The organism is Pseudomonas sp. VMV1, assembly GCF_056790235.1.
Map to the genome: position 1 here is coordinate 312,440 of NZ_JBXGSE010000004.1, position 21,939 is coordinate 334,378.

The 21,939-nt window shown below is 66.8% G+C and carries 21 protein-coding genes and 1 tRNA gene; 11 read left to right on the forward strand and 11 right to left on the reverse strand.

Annotation, left to right across the window (positions count from 1 at the left end):
• Positions 1-9 precede the first annotated feature (9 nt).
• Both ACUCV0_RS15755 and ACUCV0_RS15760 read left to right on the forward strand, forming a co-directional pair.
• Positions 10-441, forward strand: coding sequence for a LexA family protein (locus ACUCV0_RS15755; protein WP_313647411.1), 432 nt, complete (start codon positions 10-12; stop codon positions 439-441).
• Positions 434-1,705: a Y-family DNA polymerase gene (locus tag ACUCV0_RS15760; protein WP_482213086.1), complete on the forward strand. Its 1,272-nt coding sequence runs from the start codon at positions 434-436 to the stop codon at positions 1,703-1,705. Before ACUCV0_RS15755 ends, ACUCV0_RS15760 begins: the two co-directional genes overlap by 8 nt.
• Positions 1,706-1,720: 15 nt before the next feature.
• On the opposite strand, the gene cycA is transcribed toward ACUCV0_RS15760, so the two are convergent.
• Positions 1,721-3,103 carry a D-serine/D-alanine/glycine transporter gene (cycA, locus tag ACUCV0_RS15765; RefSeq protein ID WP_059313675.1) on the reverse strand — a complete coding sequence of 461 codons (1,383 nt, stop codon included), beginning with the start codon at positions 3,101-3,103 and terminating at the stop codon, positions 1,721-1,723.
• A 356-nt stretch (positions 3,104-3,459) separates the two neighbouring features.
• Here cycA and ACUCV0_RS15770 point away from each other — a divergent pair, with 356 nt between their 5' ends.
• Entirely contained in the window at positions 3,460-5,526 is a 2,067-nt protein-coding gene (locus ACUCV0_RS15770) for an ATP-binding protein (RefSeq protein WP_482213133.1), read from the forward strand.
• 93 nt (positions 5,527-5,619) lie between these two features.
• Here ACUCV0_RS15770 and ACUCV0_RS15775 read toward each other — a convergent pair.
• Positions 5,620-5,693, reverse strand: a tRNA-Gly gene (locus tag ACUCV0_RS15775).
• Between the two features lie 133 nt (positions 5,694-5,826).
• Here ACUCV0_RS15775 and ACUCV0_RS15780 point away from each other — a divergent pair.
• Both ACUCV0_RS15780 and ACUCV0_RS15785 read left to right on the forward strand, forming a co-directional pair.
• Entirely contained in the window at positions 5,827-6,888 is a 1,062-nt protein-coding gene (locus ACUCV0_RS15780; RefSeq protein ID WP_482213087.1) for a M4 family metallopeptidase, read from the forward strand.
• 12 nt (positions 6,889-6,900) lie between these two features.
• Positions 6,901-7,236, forward strand: a complete 336-nt coding sequence (locus ACUCV0_RS15785; protein WP_313647461.1) for a protealysin inhibitor emfourin — start codon at positions 6,901-6,903, stop codon at positions 7,234-7,236.
• Positions 7,237-7,239: 3 nt separating this feature from the next.
• Here ACUCV0_RS15785 and ACUCV0_RS15790 read toward each other — a convergent pair whose 3' ends face one another.
• Complete coding sequence (locus ACUCV0_RS15790) at positions 7,240-8,271, reverse strand: MBL fold metallo-hydrolase (protein ID WP_482213088.1); 1,032 nt, start codon at positions 8,269-8,271, stop codon at positions 7,240-7,242.
• 63 nt (positions 8,272-8,334) lie between these two features.
• Here ACUCV0_RS15790 and ACUCV0_RS15795 point away from each other — a divergent pair, with 63 nt between their 5' ends.
• Complete coding sequence (locus tag ACUCV0_RS15795) at positions 8,335-8,949, forward strand: pseudouridine synthase (protein ID WP_482213089.1); 615 nt, start codon at positions 8,335-8,337, stop codon at positions 8,947-8,949.
• A 9-nt stretch (positions 8,950-8,958) separates the two neighbouring features.
• Here the strand turns inward: ACUCV0_RS15795 and ACUCV0_RS15800 are convergent, their stop codons facing one another.
• Positions 8,959-9,924 (reverse strand): methyl-accepting chemotaxis protein, encoded by a 966-nt coding sequence (locus ACUCV0_RS15800; RefSeq protein ID WP_482213090.1) that lies wholly within the window; start codon positions 9,922-9,924, stop codon positions 8,959-8,961.
• A gap of 62 nt (positions 9,925-9,986) precedes the next feature.
• Positions 9,987-10,586, reverse strand: coding sequence for a LysE/ArgO family amino acid transporter (locus ACUCV0_RS15805; protein WP_482213091.1), 600 nt, complete (start codon positions 10,584-10,586; stop codon positions 9,987-9,989).
• A gap of 98 nt (positions 10,587-10,684) precedes the next feature.
• Here ACUCV0_RS15805 and ACUCV0_RS15810 point away from each other — a divergent pair, with 98 nt between their 5' ends.
• The 3 genes from ACUCV0_RS15810 to ACUCV0_RS15820 all read left to right on the forward strand — a co-directional run bounded on the left by ACUCV0_RS15810 (position 10,685) and on the right by ACUCV0_RS15820 (position 13,627).
• Entirely contained in the window at positions 10,685-11,572 is an 888-nt protein-coding gene (locus ACUCV0_RS15810; RefSeq protein ID WP_482213092.1) for a LysR family transcriptional regulator ArgP, read from the forward strand.
• 83 nt (positions 11,573-11,655) lie between these two features.
• On the forward strand, positions 11,656-12,600 hold the full coding sequence (locus tag ACUCV0_RS15815; protein ID WP_482213093.1) for an NAD-dependent epimerase/dehydratase family protein: 945 nt from the start codon (positions 11,656-11,658) through the stop codon (positions 12,598-12,600).
• A gap of 172 nt (positions 12,601-12,772) precedes the next feature.
• A complete protein-coding gene (locus ACUCV0_RS15820) occupies positions 12,773-13,627 on the forward strand; it encodes an ATPase (RefSeq protein WP_482213094.1) in 855 nt (284 codons plus the stop codon).
• Here ACUCV0_RS15820 and ACUCV0_RS15825 read toward each other — a convergent pair.
• Genes ACUCV0_RS15825 through ACUCV0_RS15840 form a run of 4 tightly spaced genes read right to left on the reverse strand, consistent with a single transcriptional unit; the run spans position 13,608 to position 18,230 of the window.
• Positions 13,608-14,672: an ion transporter gene (locus ACUCV0_RS15825; protein WP_482213095.1), complete on the reverse strand. Its 1,065-nt coding sequence runs from the start codon at positions 14,670-14,672 to the stop codon at positions 13,608-13,610. The two genes, ACUCV0_RS15820 and ACUCV0_RS15825, sit on opposite strands and share 20 nt — an antisense overlap.
• A complete protein-coding gene (locus ACUCV0_RS15830; protein WP_271653965.1) occupies positions 14,669-15,229 on the reverse strand; it encodes a cob(I)yrinic acid a,c-diamide adenosyltransferase in 561 nt (186 codons plus the stop codon). Before ACUCV0_RS15830 ends, ACUCV0_RS15825 begins: the two co-directional genes overlap by 4 nt.
• A 21-nt stretch (positions 15,230-15,250) precedes the next feature.
• Positions 15,251-17,272, reverse strand: coding sequence for a sensor histidine kinase (locus tag ACUCV0_RS15835; RefSeq protein WP_482213096.1), 2,022 nt, complete (start codon positions 17,270-17,272; stop codon positions 15,251-15,253).
• 43 nt (positions 17,273-17,315) lie between these two features.
• Positions 17,316-18,230 (reverse strand): putative 2-dehydropantoate 2-reductase, encoded by a 915-nt coding sequence (locus ACUCV0_RS15840; protein ID WP_482213097.1) that lies wholly within the window; start codon positions 18,228-18,230, stop codon positions 17,316-17,318.
• A gap of 123 nt (positions 18,231-18,353) precedes the next feature.
• On the opposite strand from ACUCV0_RS15840, the gene ACUCV0_RS15845 reads away from it, so the two are divergent.
• Complete coding sequence (locus ACUCV0_RS15845; RefSeq protein WP_271653967.1) at positions 18,354-18,833, forward strand: YajQ family cyclic di-GMP-binding protein; 480 nt, start codon at positions 18,354-18,356, stop codon at positions 18,831-18,833.
• Between the two features lie 95 nt (positions 18,834-18,928).
• A complete protein-coding gene (locus tag ACUCV0_RS15850) occupies positions 18,929-19,774 on the forward strand; it encodes a mechanosensitive ion channel family protein (RefSeq protein WP_434776589.1) in 846 nt (281 codons plus the stop codon).
• Between the two features lie 9 nt (positions 19,775-19,783).
• Here ACUCV0_RS15850 and ACUCV0_RS15855 read toward each other — a convergent pair whose 3' ends face one another.
• Positions 19,784-21,499 (reverse strand): AmpG family muropeptide MFS transporter, encoded by a 1,716-nt coding sequence (locus ACUCV0_RS15855; protein WP_271653969.1) that lies wholly within the window; start codon positions 21,497-21,499, stop codon positions 19,784-19,786.
• 28 nt (positions 21,500-21,527) lie between these two features.
• Positions 21,528-21,866, reverse strand: a complete 339-nt coding sequence (locus ACUCV0_RS15860; protein ID WP_059313694.1) for an MGMT family protein — start codon at positions 21,864-21,866, stop codon at positions 21,528-21,530.
• Between the last annotated feature and the right edge of the window lie 73 nt (positions 21,867-21,939).

The following is a 21,939-nucleotide window of genomic DNA, read 5'->3' on the forward strand; positions in this document are numbered from 1 at the left end:
CACCTTGTCATGTCCGTTACCGTCCTGGGTTGCCTGGCGTCGTCCGACACCCAGCTGCCGCTCTATGATTTTCGCCTGCCGTGCGGTTTTCCCTCGCCGGCCCAGGATCATCTGGAGCGCCAGGTCTCGCTGGACGAACTGGTCGACCTGCGCGCTCCTCATACCTACGTCATCCAGGTCAGTGGCGACAGCATGACCGGGGTGGGCATCTTTCCTGGCGATCTGGTGATCATTGACCGCGCCCGTCCGGCGCGGGTGGGCGATATCGTGGTGGCGGTGCGCGATCGCGAACCCACCCTCAAGCGCCTGGGCCGGCGCGGCGCGAACTTCGTCCTGCTGGCGGAAAATCCCGCCTATGCGCCGCTGGTCATCGGCGAGCGCGACGACTTCGAAGTCTGGGGTGTGGCCACCCACAGCCTGAGGCGCTTTGGCCATGGCTGAGTCGGTATTGGCGCTGATCGACTGCAATGCCTTCTATTGCAGTTGCGAGCGGGTCTTCCGCCCCGATCTCGCCGGACGCCCGGTGGTGGTGCTATCGAACAACGACGGCTGCGTGATCGCCCGCTCGGCCGAGGCCAAGCGCCTGGGCATCGCCATGGCCGCGCCCTGGTTCCAGGTGCGCGAGCTGGCCCAGCGTGGCGAGGTCGCGGCCTTCAGCTCCAACTATGCGCTCTATGGCGACCTCAGCGACCGGGTGATGCGCACCCTGGGGACTCTGGTGCCGCGCCTGGAGCGTTACAGCATCGACGAGGTATTCGCCGATCTGGCTGGCCTGCCCGAGCCCCTGGACGCCCTCGGCCACCGCCTGCAGGCGCGGGTGCAGAAATGGACGGGCATCCCGGTCAGCGTCGGCATCGCCGGCACCAAGACCCTGGCCAAGCTGGCCAATGCCGCCGCCAAGCGCTGGCCGGAGCGCACCGGTGGCGTACTGGATCTGCGCGATCCGGTGGTGCATGACTGGGTGCTGAAGCATTCGCCGATCGAAGACGTCTGGGGTGTCGGCCGGCGCCTGGCCGCGCGCCTGCGGGGCGAGGGCGTCACCAATGCCTGGGAACTAGCCGCGCAGGATGCCTGGTCACTGCGCCAGCGCTACAGCGTGGTGCTGGAAAAGACCTCCCGGGAATTGCGCGGCCTGGCCTGCCTAAGTCTCGAAGAACTGGAGGCGCCGCGGCAGACCATTTGCAGCAGCCGCATGTTCGGTCGCCGCCAGTACCAGTTCGGCGCCCTGGCCGAGGCGGTGGCCAGCTACACCGCCCGCGCCGCGGAAAAGCTGCGCGCCCAGGGTTCGCTCTGTCGCACCCTGAGGGTCAGCATCCAGACCGGGATGCATGGCGCGGACGAGGGCCGCTATGCCAACGCCAGCCTGCTCAACCTACCGGCCCCCAGCGACGACACTCGGGTACTCAACGACTATGCCCAGTCCGGCCTGCGCGAGATATTTCGCGACGGTTTCGGTTATGCCAAGGCCGAGGTGTTGCTGCTCGATCTCTGTCACCGTGACGAGGTGGCCGCGGATCTCTTCGCTGGCGCGCCGGATCCGGCCGCTACCCGGCTGATGGCAACGCTGGACGCCATCAACGGCCGGTTCGGTCGCGAAACCCTGCGTCCAGCCAGGATTCCGCGCGATCCTGCCTGGCAGATGCGCCGCGACCTGCTCAGCCCGCGCTACACCACCCGCCTCGATGAACTCTGGTCGGTGGGTTGAGCGAACTGTGGCTGGCTAGCCGCCGCGTAGCGTCCGCCGCCCGCGCCACCAGTAGCCCAGGCCCAGCAGCAGGAACCACAGCGGACTGGCCAGCAGCGCCTGGCGGGTGTCGTCCTGCAGGGTCAGCAAGACCAGCACCGCGGCGAAGAAGGCCAGCACCCCGTAGCACACCCAGCGCCCGCCAGGCAGCCGAAAAGCCGAGGCGGCGTACTGCTCCGGCCGGTTGCGTCTATAGGCCAGCCAGGCCAACAGGATCAGCGACCAGACGAACATGAACAGCACCGCGGCCAGGGTGGTGACCAGGGTGAAGGCGGTGACGAGATTGGGGATCAGGTAGATCAGCACCGTGCCCAGCAACAGGCACAGGCAGGACAGCAGCAGCCCACGTGCTGGCACGGCCGCCCGGGAAAGACGGGTGAGGCCCCGGGGCGCATGGCCTTCGCGGGCCAGGCCATAGAGCATCCTGCTGGTGGAGAAGATGCCGCTGTTGGCCGAGGAAGTGGCCGAGGTCAGCACCACGAAATTGATCAGGCTGGCGGCCATGGGTACGCCGGCCAGCACGAAGAGTTCGACGAAGGGACTCTTGTCCGGCACCACCTGGCGCCAGGGCGTCACCGCCATGATCACCACCAGCGCCAGCACATAGAAGACCAGGATGCGCACCGGAATGGAGTTGATGGCGCGCGGTAGGTTGCGCCGGGGATCGGCGGTCTCGGCGGCGGTGGTGCCCACCAGCTCGATGCCGACGAAGGCGAAGACGGCGATCTGGAAGCCAGCGAAGAAGCCGCCCAGGCCCATGGGGAAGAAGCCGCCGTCGTTCCACAGATTGCTCAGGCTCGCCACGTTGCCCGAGGGCGATTGGAAACCCCAGAAGACCAGGCCGAAGCCGGTGACGATCAGCGCGCAGATGGCGACGATCTTGATCAGTGCGAACCAGAATTCCATTTCGCCGAAGAGTCGCACCGTGACCAGGTTGAGGCCCAGCAGGAGCAGCACGCAGAGCAGTGCCGGGATCCAGGGCGCGAGGCTGGGAAACCAGAACTGGGCATAGGCGGCGATGGCGATGACATCGGCGATGGCGGTAACGATCCAGCAGAACCAGTAGGTCCAGCCGCAGAAGAAACCGGCCCAGGGCCCGAGCAGGTCGGTGCAGAAATCGATGAAGGACTTGTATTCCAGGTTCGACAGCAGCAGCTCGCCCAGGGCGCGCATGACAAAGAACAGCGCACTGCCGATGATCAGATAGACCAGCAGGATCGACGGGCCGGCCAGGGCAATGGTCTTGCCGGAGCCCATGAACAGGCCGGTGCCGATGGCGCCGCCGATGGCGATCAGTTGCAGATGACGATTGGACAGGCTGCGTTGCAGCCCCTCGGGCGGGGTGGATGACGCGGACATGACGAGCGGATACCTGACGGCGACAGCGGGGGCCACAAGGTAAGAGATGCACGCCGCGGGTGCCAGTCGTTTCACCTGGACAGCATGCCGCAGGGCCGCTGCCCCTGGTGGACGGCGCCACGCCGTCGATCACCCGCAAGACTGGTAAGGTGCCTTTGAACCCGCCTATCATGAGCGTCTGGGCTCATTGCTGAGAGCCTGGGCGGCCACCAGATCCGTCAGCGCCTCTGCCAGTGAGTCGTCCTTTGTCCTACCTTGAAAGCTTTGCTTGGGAAACCACGCCACTGGGCCATCGCACCTGCTGGCCTGTTGCTCTCAGGACCACCTACGACCTGCTGATGGCTTCGCCCTTCGCCATGTGCGCGACCTGGGGGCCCGAGCAGACGTTGATCTACAACCAGGCCTATGCCCCCTTTCTCGGGGCCCGGCATCCCGCGGCGCTGGGGCAACCGATCCACGAGGTCTGGGTGGAGTTGTGGGCCGAGATCGCGCCGCTGATCGAGCGGACGCTGGCCGGCGAGGCGCTGCATTTCGTCGACAAGCACTTCGTGATGACCCGCAACGGCTATCCCGAGGATACCTACTGGAGCTTTTCCTACAGTCCGCTGCGTGACGGCGAGACCATCGTCGGGATGCTCAACATCACCACAGAGACCACCGCCAGCGTCCAGGCCCATCGTCAGCGCGACGTGGCCGAAGCCGCGCTGCGCCGCCATAACCTGACGCTCGAACAGGAGCTGTCAGCGCGCATCGACGAACGCGACAGCGCCCGTGCCGCGGAGAGCAGCGTGCTGGCGGCCGCCGAACGGGTGCAGCTGGCCCTGGCCGCCGGCGCCATCATCGGCACCTGGTACTGGGACCTGCCCACCGATAGATTCACCGTCGACGAAGCCTTCGCCACCCACTTCGGCCTCGATCCGGCGCTGGGCCGCGATGGCCTGAGCCTGGCCCAGGTGGTCGCCAACGTCCATCCCGATGACCAGGCAGGCCTCGCCGCCGCCATCGCCGACGTGCTCGAACGCGGCGGACGCTATGCCCATCAGTATCGCGTTTGTCATCGCGATGGTCGCTACTACTGGGTGGAAGCCAACGGCCATGTCGAACTGGCGCCGGACGGTACCCCGCTGCGCTTTCCCGGCGTGCTGCTGGACGTGGATGCCCGCCGCGCCCTGGCGGATGAACGCGATCGCGCCCTGGCCGAACTGCGCGACCTGACCGCGACCCTGGAGCAGCGGGTTGAGGAGCGCACCGAGGAACTCCGGCGCTCGGAAGAGGCCCTGCGTCAGTCACAGAAGATGGAGGCCGTCGGCCAGCTCACCGGTGGCCTGGCTCACGATTTCAACAACCTGCTGGCGGGGATCTCCGGCAGCCTCGACCTCATGGGGCTGCGCATCGACCAAGGGCGCTTCACCGAGCTGGAGAAGTACCTGCTGGCGGCCCAGGGCAGTGCCAAGCGCGCCGCGGCCCTGACCCACCGGCTGCTGGCCTTCGCACGTCGCCAGACCCTGGCGCCGGAACCCACCGACGTCAACCAGCTGATAGGCGGCATGCTCGATCTGGTGCAGCGCACCGTAGGGCCGGCCATCCAGGTGCAGTTCATCAGCCTGCCGGACAACCAGCCGCTGCTGGTGGACCAGTCCCAGTTGGAAAACGCCCTGCTGAATCTGTGCATCAACGCCCGCGACGCCATGCCCGGCGGCGGACGCATCCTGATCGAGGCCGATCAGTATCAGGTCGATACCCACAGCGCGCCCGATCCTGAATTGGCCGAAGGGGACTATTTGCACCTGAGCGTGACCGATACCGGCAGCGGCATGACCCCGGATGTCGCCGCAAAGGCCTTCGAGCCCTTCTTCACCACCAAACCCATGGGGCAGGGCACCGGTCTCGGGCTGTCGATGATCTACGGCTTCGCTCGTCAGTCGGGCGGGCAGCTACGACTACGCTCGATCCCGGGCGAGGGCACCACCGTCTGCCTCTATCTGCCGCGGCGGCCGGCCGAGCGGCTGTGCGAGGTCGCCACGGAGGATGGCCGGCCCTGCACGCTGGAAGGCGCTAACGCCACCGTGCTGGTAGTCGATGACGAACCCACGGTGCGCATGCTGGTGACCGATTTGCTGCGCGAACTGGGCTACGTCATCATCGAAGCCGCCGACGGTGCCGGCGGGCTGGAAGTCCTGCACTCCGATGCCCGCATCGACCTGCTGGTCACCGACGTCGGCCTGCCCGGCGGCATGAACGGCCGCCAACTCGCCGACGCCGCCCGCGTCCACCGTCCCGCACTCAAGGTGCTGTTCATCACCGGCTTCGCCGAAACCTCGCTGCTCAGCGACGGCCACCTGGAACCCGGCATGGCGATCCTGACCAAGCCCTTCGCGGTGGAAGCCCTGGCGCAGCGGGTGAAGGGGTTGGTGGCGGGGTAGGATTGATGCTCGCAAACCCCGCAACAGGGCCTGGAAACGCAACGGCCCCCAATCAGCTGGTCCGCAAGGACTGATTGGAGGCCGTCTGGAATCTGGAGCGGGCGAAGGGAATCGAACCCTCGTCATGAGCTTGGGAAGCTCAGGTAATGCCATTATACGACGCCCGCGTGGGGTGCCTTTGTACCAGAAGCCTGCGTCCGGGTGAAGAGGCGGGAGCCGTCTGGTCGTTTCGTGGTCCAACGAACAGGACCGCACGCTGCGGTGATCGGGGGCTCTGTCCCCCACAGGAGGAGGGCGCGCATGTCTCGTAACCAGGGCACCTACCAGGGGGTTATTCCCCCCTACATTCTTGGCCGCATCATCGATCATGGCGACGAACACCAGCGTTCCTGCGCCCTGACCACCCTGAGTCATGTGCAGAGTCTGCTGCACAATCCCGGTCGGCCCGGGGTACGCCAGGCACCGGTCGGAGCCTTGCCGCGGACCGACGACGCCAGTCCGCAACGCAGCATCTTCGATGCCGGCAATGCCATGCAGCTGCCCGGGCGCCTGGTGCGCCAGGAAGGGCAGGCGTCCGTCAGCGACGTGGCGGTGGACGAAGCCTACGATCACCTGGGCGCTACCTTCACCTTCTTCAACGAGGTGTTCGGTCGTAATTCCATCGACGGTCAGGGCCTGCCGCTGGCCGGTACCGTCCACTACGGCCAGGAATACCAGAACGCCTTCTGGAACGGCGAGCAGATGGTGTTTGGTGATGGCGATGGCGAGATCTTCAACAGATTCACCATCGCCCTGGATGTCATCGCCCACGAACTGGCGCATGGGGTGACCGAGAGCGAAGCGGGCCTGGTGTACTTCAATCAGTCCGGCGCACTCAACGAGTCGGTATCCGATGTCTTCGGCATCCTGGTCAAGCAGTACCAACTCAAGCAGACCGCCGCCGAGGCGGACTGGATCATCGGCGCCGGGCTGCTCACCGACCGCATCAAGGGCAAAGGCCTCAGGTCCATGGCCGAGCCGGGTACGGCGTACGACGACCCGACCCTTGGCAAGGATCCGCAACCCGGCCATATGCGCGACTACATCGAGACCCGCGAAGACAACGGCGGCGTTCACCTCAACTCGGGCATTCCCAACCGCGCCTTCTACCTCGCGGCCGTGGCCTTGGGTGGCTATGCCTGGGAAAAGGCCGGGCCCATCTGGTACGACACCCTCTGTGACAGTCGCCTGGCCAACGATGCGGACTTCGCCGCCTTCGCCCGGCTGACGGTTTCCAACGCCGGCCGCCGTTTTGGCGCCGAGTCGGCGGAGGTGGCCGCTGTCCAGGAGGCCTGGGCCGGCGTGGGCGTTACCCTTATCTAGAGGAGCATGGCGATGCGCGAACTTCCCCCGCTGGGCAAGGACACCGTGGTGCGGCTCTCGCGGCAGGGAGGCTTCGCGCCCCTGCATGCGTTGAGCAAGCCACGGGAGATCGAATTCGGCCAGTACGACAGCACCCAGCGTGGGCGCATCTGCTCAGTGCTGGAACGCTGCCTGCCGGAATCCGGCGAACCGACCCAGGTCGGCCGTGGCGATCAGCGCTATTTCAAGGTGGAGCTGCGTTTCCGACCCCAGCCTGCCGAGCAGGAAGACGAACTGACCCTGCTGATCCCCGAAGACCGGGCGCCCAGTGAGCTGGTACGCCTTTGGGACAAGGGGTTGGTGGAGTGAACCCTAGGGCATCGACCAGGCCTCGCCGGGTGCCAGCGTCCTGAACGCCTCATCCGCCAGGCCATGCAGCGCCCGGGCATGGGCCAGGTCGCGGGGCGGGGCGAATTGATCTTCGTCGCTCAGTGGAAAGGTGCCGAAGTGGATACCCAGGCTGCTGCCTGCTCCGAGCGTCTGGTGCGCACGTACGGCATCGTCGGGATTGAGGTGACTGTCTTGCATGAACCAGCGCGGTTCATAGGCGCCAATGGGCAGGGCGGCAAAGCGTGGCGCGCCCAGGCGTTCACGGATCTGCGCGAAATGCGGTCCCCAGCCAGTATCGCCGGCGAAATAGACCGGCCCGCTAGGCGTCTCCAGTACGAAGCCACCCCAGAGCCTGCGATTGGTGTCGAAGCGACTGCGCGCCGACCAGTGTTGGCCCGGTACCAGGTGAAGGCGCACCCCGTCCTTGAGTGGCAGGCTTTGCCACCAGTCCAGCTCGCTGACCGTGACGAAACCGGTCTCGCGGCGGATCAGCTCGGCGTTACCCAGGGGCGTCACCACCGGCGTCAGGGGCGCACGCTCGGCCAGGCGCCTCAGGGTGGCCAGGTCCATATGATCGTAATGGCTGTGGCTGATAAAGATCAGATCCAACGGCGGTAGATCATCCAGGGCCACGCCAGGCGCGTGGAAACGCTTGGGGCCGATGAAGCTGAAGGGGCTGACCCGCTCCGACCAGACCGGATCGGTGAGGATGTTGAGGCCCTGATGCTGGATCAGCAGGGTGGCATGATTGACGAAGGTGATCTGCAGTTCGCCGCCCTCGACACGGGCTGGCGGGCGCGTCGGCACGGCGGGGCCGTCTTGCCAGGTCCACTGGGGGCGTGTCCGGGTGAGCTGCCACTTGAGCAGTGTCCAGAGACTCTTGTCCTCGCGCGGCGCCAGGTTATGGAAGCGCTCGCCGTCGAAATGCTCGGAGCGCGGGCCTTCATAGGCGGAAGACGCGCAACCGGCCAAGGTGAGCAGGTGGATCAGCCACAGCGGACGAAAGATGCGCATGGGACCTCGGGCGAATAGACTAGGCGATCCAGCTTACCCTTTGGCTAGCCGCCGTCGATCCCCATGTCGCGAAATCCTCGCTTCACCCCCGGCCCCCGGCCTCGCCGTCAGGCCAAGGCGCCCCCGGCCACGCCGCGGCTGCTGCTGCTCAACAAGCCCTTCGATGTGCTCACCCAGTTCGCCGATGCCGATGGCCGTGCGACCCTGAAGGCCTTCGTCGAGGTGCCAGGCGTCTATCCCGCCGGCCGTCTGGATCGTGACAGCGAAGGTCTGCTGCTGCTCACCAACGATGGCCAGCTGCAGGCGCGCATCGCCGATCCCAGGCACAAGCTGCCCAAGACCTATTGGGCACAGGTGGAGGGCACGCCCAGCGAAGAGCAGTTGCAGCGGCTGCGCCAGGGCGTCGAACTCAATGATGGTCCCACCCTGCCAGCCGAGGCGCGCCTGCTGGCCGAAGCGCCGGTGCTCTGGGAGCGCGATCCGCCGGTGCGCTTTCGTAAGAGCGTGCCGACCGCCTGGATCGAGCTGACCATTCGCGAAGGTCGCAATCGTCAGGTGCGCCGCATGACGGCCGCCGTGGGCTTGCCGACGCTACGCCTGGTACGGGTGCGCATCGGGCCCTGGACGCTGGACGATCTGGCGCCGGGTCAGTGGCGCGAGGTGCCCACGTCCCTGTAGCGCTGGACGTCAGTCCTGGCGCTGGCTGGCGGCGTCCTGCAGATCGCCGGCGATGTCGGCGAGGCGGCGGCTGATGTCTTTCAGCACGTGCGGGTCTAGGTCCCGTGGTGCTTGGCCTGGTTCGGTCAGGAGCTGATTGGCCAGCAGGGTGCTCAGGGCCCCGACCTCGGTCGCCTGGTGACGCAGGTCGTGGGTATGCTGGACGGCGGCGTCGCGCAGGAGATTGGTGCTGTGGGTCAGTCGGCCCAGTTCGTCGTCACGGCCACCGGGCAGGCGCTCGCCGAAGCGCCCGCGCGCCAGCAGGCCCAGTTGCCGAGCACAGGCCACCAGTGGATCGACCAGGCGACGCTCCACCAGCCGTACCCCCAGGAACAGCAGGCCACTGCCACAGAGCAGCAGCGCCAGGCCGGCGAGCAGGATGTCGCGTTGCGCCTCGGCGCGGATGGCGGCGATCTGCTCGGCGGTGCGCCCGTGCAGGTCGTCTACCAGGGCCGCGAAGCCCTCGGCCGTCTCACGATCGATACCCCGCACCTCGGCATCACCCCGCCGCGGATCGCGATCATGGGCGAGATAGGCGGCGTATCCGGCGCGATAGCGCTCGCCCAGGCGACCATGCTGGGCGCGCAGGGCCAGCAGCCGGGGCTGGAGATCGGGGTCGACGCGGGTGGCCAGCTGTTGCAGGCGCTGGTCGACCTCCGCCTCGCGGGTCTGGAAGGCCTGCCAGTAGCGCTCGGCGGTCGCGGCATCGCCGCCGCGCAGAAGGAAGTTCTTCCACTCCTGCACCTGGATCTTGAAGGTCAGGTGGGTGTCGTCGATCTCTACCAGTCGCTCCAGCGGGCCTTCGATCAGCTGCTGGTAGCGATGCAACTCGCGCGAGAGCAGGGCGAAGCCGGCCAGGGCGATCAGCAACATCAGCAGCAGACTGCCGCCGAACAGGAGCAGGCTCTGACTGCGGAGCGAGCGGGCGAAGGGCATGGGAGATCTCGACAGGGAACGCAGACCCGCAGCTTAGGGCGCTCGCTCGGCGAAGACCAGCCTCAGGTCGAGACCAGGAGCTGAGCCGCGACGGCAAACATCACCCCGGCCACCAGCAGGTCGATCAGCCGCCACACCCCCGGACGGGCCAGGTAGGGTGCGGCCCAGGCGGCGCCCAGGGCGAGGCCGAAGAACCACAGCATGGAAGCGGTGGCGGCGCCGAACACATAGGCCAGGGGCGCGGCCTGCTGACTGCCCAGGGAGCCTACCAGCAGCACCGTGTCCAGGTAGACGTGGGGATTGAGGAGGGAGACCGCGGCGGCGGCGAGCAGCGCCTGGCGCCGGCTGCGTGGGCTCGTGGTCTCCAGCTTGTCGATGGCCGCCGGCCGCCAGGCCCGCCGCAGCGCCTGGGCGCCGTACCAGAGCAGAAAGGCCGCGCCACCCCAGCGCAGGATGTCCACCAGCAACGGGCTGTGCTGGATCAGCGCGGCCAGGCCCAGCACGCCGGCGGCCACCAGGATCACGTCGCAGGTCAGGCAGAAGGCGGCGATGGCCAGGTGGTGCTCGCGGCGCAGTCCCTGGGCCAGCAGATAGGTGTTCTGGGCACCGAGCGCCATGATGAGGCTGGCCATGGTCAGGAGGCCGGTGAAATAGCTGTTCATTGCGGGGTAATGCCCTGTCGTCCTGGAATGGCTGCCACCTTGCCGTCTTCAGGCGTATAAGAAAAACCAATATTCCTTATGCAGCATTAGCCAGATCGATGATCGATTACAAATTGCTGGAAGCCCTGACCGTGGTGGTGGAAGAGGGTGGCTTCGAACGCGCCGCGCGGCGCCTGGGGCTGTCGCAGTCGGCGGTGTCCCAGCGCATCAAATTGCTCGAAGCCCGGGTCGGCCAGGCGGTGCTGGTCCGCGAGACACCGCCCCAGCCCACCGCGCCAGGCCTGCGCCTGCTCCGTCATATCCAGCAGGTGCGCCTGCTGGAGGCCGATCTCGGCAGTGAGGTACCGGGGCTGGCCGAGGAGGCGCCGCAGCGGCTGCGCATCGCCCTCAATGCCGACAGCCTGGCCAACTGGTGGCCTGCGGCGGTGGGGCCCTGGGTGAGGGGGCAGCGCGTGCTGCTGGATCTGGTGGTCGAGGACCAGGACGTGGTGCTGCGTCGGATGAGAGCCGGGGAGGTGGCGGCCTGTCTCTGCGCCAGCGGTCAGCCACTGGCCGGGGCCCGGGTCAGGGCCCTGGGCGCCATGCGCTATCGGGCCCTGGCCAGCCCGCTGTTCCGTGCCCAGCAGCTGGCCGATCTGCCGGATCCCCAGGCCCTGGCGCAGGCTCCGGCCATCGTATTCGGGCCGGACGACCGGTTGCAGCATCGCTATCTGGAACAGCTCGGCGTCACCCAGTCCTTCGATTACCACCTCTGTCCTTCCGCCGAGGGCTTTCTGCAGATGACCCTGAGCGGGATCGGCTGGGGGCTGCTGCCGGATATCCAGAGCGCCACCGCCCGCGCCAGCGGCGCCCTGGTGGATCTGGCGCCTGGCCATTGGGTGGACGTGCCGCTGTTCTGGCATCACTGGCGCAACGGCGGCACCGCCCTGCAGGCCCTGACCCGGCATCTGCAGCAGGTCGCCGGCCAGTGGCTGGTGCGCGACTAGCGGCGTCTACGCGACGCTTTGGTTACACTGGTTGATCGGTCGCCACCGCCGTGACCGAGGTCTTTTCAGGGAATCCCAGCGATATGCGTATCTTGATCACCGGTGCCAGCGAGGCGCTCGGTGCAGGCCTGGCCTGCGATCTGCTCGACCGCGGCCAACTGGTGCGGGTGCATGGCCGTCCGGGGGCGACCCTGGATGCCCTGGTCGAGCGTGGCGCCGAGTACCGTCCCGCCCTGCTCGACCAGCCCGAGCAGGTGGTGGCGTTGTGCGACGACATCGACGCCATCGCCCACTGCACCGACGTGGCGGGTGTGCCCAGCGCAGCCGATCTGGACCATGGCCAGGTGCTGATCGAAGCCGCCCTGCAGCAGCAGGTCGCGCAATTCCTCTATGTTTCCTCCGCCCGGGTCTACGAGCGCGGGGGCGAGGCCCTCAAGGAAGACCAGGTACCAGCCAAACCCAAGGGCAGCGAAGCCCAGCGGCGGTTGCAACTGGAGCGTCTGGTGCTGGCCGCCGGCGAATTCGGTCCTCAGGTCACGGTGTTACGGCCAGCCCAGGTGCTGGGTCTGGCCGACCGCGAATGGGCACGCTGGTTGCTGGAAAGAGCCAAGGCCAAACAGCTGGCGCGCACCGGCAATGGCCTCAATCGCTGGGACTTCACCAGCGCCGGCAATTTGCGCCAGGCCCTGGTGACCCTGCTGCTGGCGCAGCCGGTCACGGCCAACGGCAAGGTCTTCAATCTCAGCGATGGCGAGCCGCTGGTGTGCTGGGATGCGATCAACTTCCTGCTGCGGCGTTTCGAGTTGCCGCCGGTGGCCGAGCAGCACGTCTTCGCACCTCGCCGGCTCTATGCGCGGCTGCGGACACCGCGCCATGACTCGCGCTGGCCCGAGTTGCTGGACAGGCCCTTCACCCTGGACATTCGCGCCGCCCAGGAGGCCTTCGGCTATCGGCCGCACGCCAGCTCCTGGAGCGCCCTGGAAGATTACCGACCACGTGCGCCCCTGGCCCGCAGCGGTCCGGTCTAGCGGGAAACCACGTGGCGCCAGGGCATGCCATGCTGGCGCTTTGCAATCGACGCAGACTGCGTTTCGGCGCACGCTCCCAGGGCGAATCCGCGCGCGGGCTGCCTCGCGTCGGCGCTGACGGCCGTTATACTGGCCGCGATTTCGTCTTTCCGCCTTTGCTCACAGGTCTGCCATGCGCAACGATCTTCTCGATGAAATGGATAACGTCCCGAGTCTGACGCCGGAGCGTGACGATCGCCGTCCCGGTGGTCGTCGGCCGGTCGAAGCCGAAGAGGTCTATCGCGAACCCGCTGCCGGCCACGCCCGCCCGGTGCGTCGTGGTCCTTCCACCGCGCCGCTGTGGGTGCTGGTCGCCGCCCTGACCCTGGCGCTGGCCGGCGTCGCCTGGTGGAGCCATCAGCAGCTGGTGCTGATGCAGGAGCAGGTGGTGGCCACCCAGGAAAACTTCGCGCGCATCAGCGAAGACGCCCAGGGGCGGCTGAGAGATATCTCCGGCAAGCTGGTGGAGAGCGAATCCTCCGGCACCACCAGCCGCGAGGCCTTGCTGCTGCAAGTCAAGACGCTGCAGACCAAGGTCGCCGAGCTCACTCGCCAGCAGCAGGGCGTGACGGACAACCAGCAGGCGCAGGACAACCGTCTGCAAAACCTCTCCAGCGCGGTGCAGACCGTGCAGAGCGGTAGCGGCGAGGTGGAGAGCCGTCTCAAGGCCCTGGCCGAGGAGCAGGCCGCGCTGAAGAACGGCCTGGCCCAGACCGGCAGCCTGGCCGAGCAGGTCGCCAGTCTGAGCGCTCAGAACAAGGCGTTGCAGGCCGATATCGCCGCGCTGAAGAAGCCCAGCGCCCAGAGCCAGGCGCTGGGTGAGATGCAGCAGGACTTGCTGGTGCTGCGCAGCGAGCTGGACGCCCGCCCGGTGGGGCCGGACAGCAAGGAGTTCGACTCCTTCCGCCTGCAGACCACCCGCAACATCACCACCCTGCAGACCCAGGTGCAGAATCTGCAGCAGCAGATCAGCGCCGGGGCGCGTTGATCGGATCGATCTCGCTGCGCTGCCACTCCTGCGGCCAGAGCTCGCCATCGAGTTGGGCGAGCCGGCGCTGCAGGACCTTCTGCTTGAAGACTTCGAGGATTTCCACCAGCACCTCGTCCAGGGCATTGTCCTGGGCGCCGCTGGGCAGGCTCTGATCGAAGCCGTGATCGGCCAGGCGACTGGCCAGGGCGCGGAAGTCACGGGTACGCAGGCTGGCCGCCGCCTCCCGCACCAGCCCATTGACGATGTCGGTAAGCACCCCGTCCAGGGTGTCGGCCAGCCGGTCGCCCATGGGCAGTCGCTTGAGCCGGGCCAGGTCGGGGTTCTCGTCCAGGGCGCGCTGCACCACGTCCCCTACCAGCCGTTCCAGGGTGGCGCGATTCTGGCTGTAGCCCTGTTCCACCATCGCCTGGATGCGCTGCGCCATGCCGTCGATCAAGCGCTGCTTGCGCGGGCGGATGACGCGATCGATCACGCTCTGGGAAAAGTCGTCGCGGGTGTTCAGCTCGTCCTGCAACTCACCGCAGATCTTGATCATCACCCGGTCCGACAGATCCTCCATGAGCAGCTGGTAGTAATGATCGAAGAGCTGGTAGGGCCGCCAGTGGCGCATGTCGATCAGCCCCAGGCGCTGCAGGCGCAGGAGCAGGGAGATGATGCGCAGGGCGCGCAGCACGCGGAAGCCACCGAGGGGAATGCAGCCGAGTACGTCGTACCAGTGGATGAAGGGATAGTGGTACCAGCGTGAGTGACGGCGTTCGACCACCGCCACCAGCCAGCCGAGCAGCACGTCGGTGAGGAAGAAGGCGACGAACACCAGGTCGATGTGGGTGAAGTGGGCATGGATGCGTTCGCCATAGAAGGCGTGGAAGCCGGGCAGCACGGCGGCCAGGGCCTGGTTGAGCGGCCCCAGGGCATAGAGGCTGTCGAACAGGATCAGTGCCAGGTTCACGCAGACCAGGATCAGGATCAGGCCGTCCCAGAGGGCGAGCAGGCCTTCGTGGCGGCGCACGGGTGGCGCTGCTGGCGCGGCCGGCGCGCTCATGGCCGTGCGGCCTGCCAGAGCACCTCGTTCACCCCCTGGCGGCGGGCGACGATGCGCGCCGCGACGAACAGCAGGTCGGACAGGCGATTGAGATAGGGCAGGCCCTGGCCCTCCAGCGGCTCCACCGCGTGCAGGCTACGGCAGCGCCGCTCGGCGCTGCGCGCCAGGGTGCGGCAGACGTGGGCCTGGGCCACGGCGCGGGAGCCGCCGGGCAGGATGAAGTTCTCCAACGGGCCCAGCTCGGTGTTCCAGTGATCGATGGCGCCTTCCAGGCGCTCGATCTCCACCGGTTGCAGGGCACGATAGCTGGGCATGGCCAGTTCACCGCCGAGATCGAACAGTCGGTGCTGGCAGGGCGCCAGGGCCTCGCTCACCTCGGCAAGGCGCGCATCCTCGGCCAGTTCGGCGAGCAAGAGCCCCAGGGCGCTGTTGAGTTCGTCCACCGCGCCGATGGCCTCGATGCGCGGATGGTCCTTGGGGACCCGGCTGCCGTCGGCAAGGCCGGTGTCGCCGGTGTCGCCCTGGCGGGTGTAGATCTCGGTGAGGCGAAAACCCATGGCGCGGCTCCTGGCAAGGTCTTAGACGGAATCAAAATCGGCCTGGACGAGGGGCAGGCGCAGGGTGAAGCAGGTCCCTACGCCGGGCGTGGAGTGCACCTCCATCTGCCCCTTGTGGTTGTTGGTGATGATGAAGTACGACACCGACAGGCCCAGGCCGGTGCCCTGGCCCACTTCCTTGGTGGTGAAGAAGGGCTCGAAGATGCGCTTGCAGATGTCCTCGGGGATGCCGATGCCATTGTCCTCCACCTGGATCTCGGCCCAGCCGCCACGCAGCCGGGTGCGCAAGGTGATGCGGCCGTATTCGCCTTCTTCCTCGTCGTCGCGCAGGTGAATGGCCTGGGCGGCGTTCTTCAGTAGGTTGAGCAGCACCTGCTCCAGCTCGTTGGCGATCACCGGCACCGGTCCCAGCGCCGGATCGAATTCGCGGAGGATGGACAGGGTACGGAAGTCGAAGCCCTCGGCCAGGTCGAAGTCATTGCCGGCGATCTCGATGGCCTGGTCGATCAGCGGCGGCAGTTCGCTGGCTTCCATCTTGCGATTGCTGCGGCGGCTGAAGGCGAGCATGTGGCTGACGATCTTGGCCGCACGGCTGCCGGCCTGATGGATGCCGTCGAGCAGGCGGGGGATCTGGCGACTCTCCAGGTAGCAGTTCACCGCATTGAGCTCGACGCCCGATTCGGCGGCCTGTTCGAGATTCTTCGGCAGCTCCGGGGACAGCCGCCGACGGATGTTCTGCACGTTGTGCAGGATGGCGCCCAGGGGATTGTTGATCTCGTGGGCCATGCCGGCCGCCAGGCCACCGACCGAGAGCATCTTTTCCGACTGCACCATCATCTCTTCCATGTTCAGGCGCTGGGTGATGTCGTCGATGCGGATCACCACGCCGCGCCCGGCGCCGCCCATCAGCGGGTAGAAAGTCAGGGTGTAGTGACGCGGAGTGTCGGTCAGTGCCCAGGTCACTCGTTCCACCTTTTCCACCCGTAGGAGTTCGGCGGTGCGGCTCAGTTGCGGCAGGAAGGGTTTGAGTGAGGGAAAGGCGAGAAACACCGGCTGGTTCAGGGCTTCGTCCAACTGGGTGCCGGAGAGGTGGGTGGCCTCCTGGTTCCACTGGGTGACGTAGAACTGCTCGTCCACTGCGATCAGCGCCGAAGGCATAGAGTCGATGATGCTGTTGAGGTAGTTCTGGAAACCGGTGAGCTTCTTCTCGATCTTGCCGCGGACCTGCACTTCCAGCTCCAGCTTGCGGTTGGAGCGCCGGGTCTCCTCGGCCAGGCTCTGGGCCTGCAGCACCGCGTACTGGGCGTCGTCGCGGGCGCGCTTGAGTTGCTGCTCGCGGCCCTGGATGCGCCCGAGCATGGTGTTGAAGGATTCCGCCAGACGTCCCAGCTCGTCTTCGCTACCCTTGCTGGCGCGCAGCGAATAGTTTTCCTCCCGGGTCACCTGGCGCGACAGCTCTTCCAGTTCGCGGATCGGCAGGGTAATGAGCCGCTTGATCTGCCGCGCCACCACCAGCCAGAGCAGGATGCTGAAGGTCAGGATCGCCAGGCTGGCGGTGAGGGTGCCACGATAGAAGGCCCCTGGCAGTTCGCTGCTGGCCACCAGCAGGAGATGCCCGGGTGCCCCTTCGGGACGGGGCAGTTCCACCAGCAGATTGGTGCGGAATTCACGCAGGCGCCAGGTCTGCAGGTCTTCGAAACGCGCGGGTACCTGCAGGCGATCGCCGTTGTGCAGCTCGGCCAGACGTTGGCCCTGGCTGTCATAGACGGCCGCCAGGCGCAGCGGTGCATAGCCGTCCAGCTGCCGCAGTTGCACCTCGGCCGCTGCCGGCGAGGCCAGCACCTCGCGGCTGAGCACCGGGCTGGCGAACAGCCGGCCCAGGGTCTGCAGGGCCTGGGGGGCCACGCTTTCCTGGGAGATCCAGTAGGCGGCGCTGATAAAGGTCACGTTGGCCACCACCAGCACCGCGATCATCATCACCAGCAGGGCGGCCAGCAACTTGCGGCCGACCGGGAGATTCTTCAGGCGTTTGGCGAGGATCATGGGGCAGCCGCGGCAACAGGGAAGCGGGCAGGGTAGCCCGCAGCTAGTTCTCGGGCAATCCGCGCTCCGCGAGCCTGGCCTGGAGCCGCTGCTGCAGCTCGGCCAGATGCGGCACCGGCAGGCGCAGCCGTCCGGCGATCGGCAGGGCATGGCCAAGTAGGTAACTCACCTCGGTACGCTGGCCGCGCTCCACGTCCTGCAGCATCGAGGATCTGTTGTGGGCCGTGGCGGTGATCACCGCCTCGACCTCCTGCTGCAGTCCCTGGGCCGCCGGGGCGAGTCCCATGGCATCCAGCAGGGCGGTGAGTTCGTCGCAAAGCGCCGCCACCTCCGCCAGATGCTGGCGCAGTTCGCCGTTGCGGCAGCCGTGGAGCACGGTCAACGGATTGATGGCGCAGTTGATCGCCAGCTTGCGCCACAGCCGGGCATCGATGTCGTCCGTCCAACGTACCGGAAAGCCCAGCTCGGTGAGCGTATCTAGCCAGGGCGGCGGGGTATGGCTGCCGAGCTGGTCGCCTATCCAGATCTGGCCGGCGCCGGCCGCCACCACATGGAAGTCGGTCTCGCGAAAGGCGCCCTCGGTGGTGCTGGCCCTCAGGCAGCGCGCCCGTGGTACGCGGGCCGCCACGGCATCCTGGCTGCCCAGGCCATTCTGCAGGAGCAGGACCTCGGCTTCCGGTTCCAGGCGCGCGGCGACACTGGCGATGGCGTCCTCGGCGTCATAGCTCTTGCAGGCCAGGATCAACCGGCGGATCGGATTGCCCGCCTCGGGCGTTTCGGCGGGCAGCGGATAGAGACTGGTCGTGTCGCCTTCGGTGAGGCGCAGTCCGCCACCGGCGCGATACTGCGCCAGGCGGGTGCGGTCGCGCAGGATCAGGCGGACCGGTTCGCCGCCACGGAACAGGCGCGCTGCCCAGAGTCCGCCGAGACTGCCGGCGCCCAGCACGTGCCAGCTCACAGCTGTGACTCCAGGATGGGTTCGCGGGGCATGGTCGGATTCCTGCAGAAGAAGGCCAGTCGTTATAATGGTCGGTCAGGCTGCAGCGTCAAGGCTGCCCCATCGCAACCGAGGAGAAAATCCATGCCTTCCTTTGACGTGGTATCGGAGTTGGACAAGCACGAAGTCACCAACGCCGTCGACAACGCCATCAAGGACCTTGATCGTCGCTACGACCTGCGTGGCAAGGGCAGCTTCGAGGCCAAGGACTTGACCGTGACCCTCACTGCCGATGCCGACTTCCAGCTCGAGCAGATGCTGGAGATCCTCAAGGTCAACCTGGCCAAGCGCAAGATCGACGTCCAGTGCCTGGAGGTCAAGGATGCCTATGCCTCCGGCAAGACCGTGAAGCAGGAGACCACCCTGCGCGAGGGCATCGACAAGGAGCTGGCGAAGAAGATCGTCGCCCTGATCAAGGACAGCAAGATCAAGGTTCAGGCCGCCATCCAGGGCGAGCAGGTGCGCGTCACCGGCAAGAAGCGCGACGAATTGCAGGAGGTCATCACCCTGCTGCGTGGCCAGTCGCTGGGCATGCCGCTGCAATACCAGAACTTCCGTGATTGAGCTGACTCCCTTTAGGGTCGCCCCCGAGCGCGGCGACATCTGATCGAAGAGGTAACAGGAGACGCCGTTTGGATATCGAAAACCAATACAACCACCTGCTGGCGCTGACCGCGGGCTGGCTACCCATCGTCCTGCAGTATTCCGGCCGGGTACTGTTGGCGCTGCTGACCCTGGCCATCGGCTGGTGGCTGATTAACAAGGTCTCGAGCAAGGTCAGCAGCCTGGCGTCGCACCATGGCGCCGATCCAGCGCTGCTGAGTTTCCTTGGCAGCCTGGTCAGCATCATCCTCAAGATCCTGCTGGCGGTCAGCGCCGCGTCCATGATCGGCATCGCCACGACCTCCTTCGTCGCCATCATCGGTGCGGCTGGTCTGGCCGTGGGTCTGGCGTTGCAAGGCAGTCTGTCGAACTTCGCCGGCGGCGTGTTGATCCTGACCTTCCGCCCCTTCCGCGTCGGTGAATTCATCGAGGCCCAGGGCGTGCTCGGCACGGTGAATTCCATCCAGATCTTCCACACCATCCTGCTGACCGGTGACAACAAGACCGTCACCATTCCCAACGGCAATCTGTCCAACGGGATCATCACCAACTATTCGCGCCAGCCCAAGCGCAAGGTGATCTTCGATGTCGGCGTGGATTACGAGGCGGATCTGCAGAAAGGCCGTGAGGTGCTGCTGGCGCTGGCGGAAGATCCGCGGGTGCATCGGGATCCGGCTGCCGAGGTGGTGGTATCGGCCCTGGGCGACAGCGCCATCACCCTGTCGCTGCGTTTCTGGACCGCCAGCGGTGACTACTGGCCGATGATGTTCATGCTCAACGAGCAGGTCCGCGACCGCCTGGGCGCCGTGGGCATCGGCATCCCCTTCCCGCAGCGGGTGGTGCACTTCGCCAACACCGCTCCGGTCGCCGACGAGCGCGGCGAGTCCACCCCCGCCGCCTGAGTCTCTCGCTCAGTTCCCGCCGGTCTTGATGACGGCGGGATCGCGCCGCTGGCGCAGCCAGAGCACCGCGATCAGCAGCAGCGTCGGCACCCCCATCAGCGCGGTCAGCGAAAAGAACGAGCTGTAGCCGACGTGCTCCACCATGGCACCCGAATAGCCACCCAGCAGGCGCGGCAACAGCAGCATCAGCGAGCTGAGCATGGCGTACTGGGTCGCCGAGAACCTGAGGTTGGTCAGGCTCGACAGGTAGGCGACAAAGGCAGAGGTTGCCATGCCGCCGCTGACGTTGTCGGCGCAGATGGTGGCGATCAGCAGCGGCACGTTGGCGCCGGTGGAAGCGATCACCACGAACAGCAGGTTGGTCAGCGCCGAGGCGGCGCCGCCGAGAAAGAGAATCGGCAGAATCCCTACCCGGGTGATCAGCACGCCACCCAGCCCGGCGCCGAACAGGGTCATGAACACCCCGAAGATCTTGCTCACGCCGGCGATGGTTTCCTTGCTATAGCCCACGTCGATATAGAAGACGCTGGCCATCACGCCCATGACCGTATCGGACAGCCGATAGGTGGAGATCAGGCCAAGCAGCAGCAGCGCCTGCCACTGGTAGCGCTGGATGAACTCGGTGATGGGCGTCAGCACCGGCGCCATCAGCCGGCGTCCGGGGGCGGTGAGGCAGAGCCAGACGATCAGGCCGTACATCAGGCCGCGCGGCCAGTAGCCGCCGGCCAGGGCGGACAGACCGCCGGTGGCGGCCACGATGAGCACGATCAACAGGATCACCGAGACCATCTGGTGCACGAAGTCGAAGCGCGGCAATTCCTCGGCATTGGCTGCATCACGCAGCCGCAGGGGCTCGCGCATGCGGCGCATGAGATCGCTCAGCGGCTTGGAGCAGTAGCGGCCCCAGGGCGACAGGCAGCCGACGATGAACAGGCTGTAGAGCAGGGCGCGCGGCCAGGCCTGGGCGATCGCGGCATTGATGGCGGCCGGGATGGAGATCAGCATCACCAGCAGCAGGGCGACCGCCACCAGCTGATGGTTGAAGCCGAAGCGCGACTCCGCCATGGCCATGGGCGCGACCGGCTCCGGCTCGCGAATCAGGACGCTGGTGACCAGTCCCGGCAGGACCAGCAGGGCGAACAGCATGTAGGTGGTGGCCCAGGCGCTCTGGCTGTAATCGAGGCGGGACGAGCCCAGCTCCTCGGCGAGAAACAGGGCGCCGGCGCTGGCCAGCAGGGCGGCGATGCGGTAGCCGGTCATGTAGCAGGCGGCGAGGGCGGCCTGGCGCTCGTCGTCGGCGATCTCCAGGCGGTAGGCGTCCACGGCGATGTCCTGGGTGGCCGAGGCGAAGGCCACCAGGACCGCCAGGGCGATCAGTTGCTCCAGGTGCTGCTGCGGATTGCACAGCGCCATGCCAACCAGCCCCAGGCCCACCAGGATCTGCGACAGCACCAGCCAGGAGCGTCGACGGCCGAGCTTGCCGATCAACGGCAGCTTCCAGAGATCGAGCATGGGCGACCACACCCACTTGAAGGCATAGGCCAGGCCGATCCAGCTGGCGTAGCCGATGGTCTCGCGACTCACCCCCGCTTCGCGCAACCAGACCGAGAGGGTGGAAAACACCAGCATGGCTGGCAGGCCCGCAGCGAAACCCAGCAGCAGCAGGGCCAGGCAGGCCTTGGATTTGTAGGTGGTGACGGCTTCGCGCCAGAAACGTGCAAACATGCCCTTGGGCTCGGAAAAAACGCGCACTCTACTCGACACTCTCAACTGGATTCCATCGGTACCGACGCATGTCCACCCGGTCCTCGTGCAACAGCACGCCCTCGGCCCGCAACCGCTCGCGCTGCGCCTGACCGGAAGGGCTGTCGCGGGTCAGGCTCGGCCGGCCATCCGCGGCGATGACGCGATGCCAGGGCAGGGCGCTGCCCTCCGGCAGCCGACCCAGCACCCAGCCCACCCAGCGTGCGCCTCGGCCCAGGCCGGCGAGCTCCGCCAGTTGGCCATAGCTGACCACCCGCCCCGCAGGAATGGCGGCCAGCGCCTGGAAAACCGCCTGGCGACGAGGATCGGGGGGAGGGGACGTGGTCATGATGCCCTGCTGCTCCGGGAGAGAGTGCCAGTGTGCCGAAAAGTTTGGTTACGGTGGTGCTGAAACGTGTCGA

Excerpts from the sequence above, each read along its gene's own strand:
- ACUCV0_RS15755 (WP_313647411.1), top strand. The coding sequence starts at position 10 with ATGTCCGTTACCGTCCTGGGTTGCCTGGCGTCGTCCGACACCCAGCTG.
- ACUCV0_RS15760 (WP_482213086.1), top strand. The coding sequence starts at position 434 with ATGGCTGAGTCGGTATTGGCGCTGATCGACTGCAATGCCTTCTATTGC.
- cycA (WP_059313675.1), bottom strand. The coding sequence starts at position 3,103 with ATGTCCGCGTCATCCACCCCGCCCGAGGGGCTGCAACGCAGCCTGTCC.
- ACUCV0_RS15770 (WP_482213133.1), top strand. The coding sequence starts at position 3,460 with ATGTGCGCGACCTGGGGGCCCGAGCAGACGTTGATCTACAACCAGGCC.
- ACUCV0_RS15780 (WP_482213087.1), top strand. The coding sequence starts at position 5,827 with ATGTCTCGTAACCAGGGCACCTACCAGGGGGTTATTCCCCCCTACATT.
- ACUCV0_RS15785 (WP_313647461.1), top strand. The coding sequence starts at position 6,901 with ATGCGCGAACTTCCCCCGCTGGGCAAGGACACCGTGGTGCGGCTCTCG.
- ACUCV0_RS15790 (WP_482213088.1), bottom strand. The coding sequence starts at position 8,271 with ATGCGCATCTTTCGTCCGCTGTGGCTGATCCACCTGCTCACCTTGGCC.
- ACUCV0_RS15795 (WP_482213089.1), top strand. The coding sequence starts at position 8,335 with ATGTCGCGAAATCCTCGCTTCACCCCCGGCCCCCGGCCTCGCCGTCAG.
- ACUCV0_RS15800 (WP_482213090.1), bottom strand. The coding sequence starts at position 9,924 with ATGCCCTTCGCCCGCTCGCTCCGCAGTCAGAGCCTGCTCCTGTTCGGC.
- ACUCV0_RS15805 (WP_482213091.1), bottom strand. The coding sequence starts at position 10,586 with ATGAACAGCTATTTCACCGGCCTCCTGACCATGGCCAGCCTCATCATG.
- ACUCV0_RS15810 (WP_482213092.1), top strand. The coding sequence starts at position 10,685 with ATGATCGATTACAAATTGCTGGAAGCCCTGACCGTGGTGGTGGAAGAG.
- ACUCV0_RS15815 (WP_482213093.1), top strand. The coding sequence starts at position 11,656 with ATGCGTATCTTGATCACCGGTGCCAGCGAGGCGCTCGGTGCAGGCCTG.
- ACUCV0_RS15820 (WP_482213094.1), top strand. The coding sequence starts at position 12,773 with ATGCGCAACGATCTTCTCGATGAAATGGATAACGTCCCGAGTCTGACG.
- ACUCV0_RS15825 (WP_482213095.1), bottom strand. The coding sequence starts at position 14,672 with ATGAGCGCGCCGGCCGCGCCAGCAGCGCCACCCGTGCGCCGCCACGAA.
- ACUCV0_RS15830 (WP_271653965.1), bottom strand. The coding sequence starts at position 15,229 with ATGGGTTTTCGCCTCACCGAGATCTACACCCGCCAGGGCGACACCGGC.
- ACUCV0_RS15835 (WP_482213096.1), bottom strand. The coding sequence starts at position 17,272 with ATGATCCTCGCCAAACGCCTGAAGAATCTCCCGGTCGGCCGCAAGTTG.
- ACUCV0_RS15845 (WP_271653967.1), top strand. The coding sequence starts at position 18,354 with ATGCCTTCCTTTGACGTGGTATCGGAGTTGGACAAGCACGAAGTCACC.
- ACUCV0_RS15855 (WP_271653969.1), bottom strand. The coding sequence starts at position 21,499 with ATGTTTGCACGTTTCTGGCGCGAAGCCGTCACCACCTACAAATCCAAG.
- ACUCV0_RS15860 (WP_059313694.1), bottom strand. The coding sequence starts at position 21,866 with ATGACCACGTCCCCTCCCCCCGATCCTCGTCGCCAGGCGGTTTTCCAG.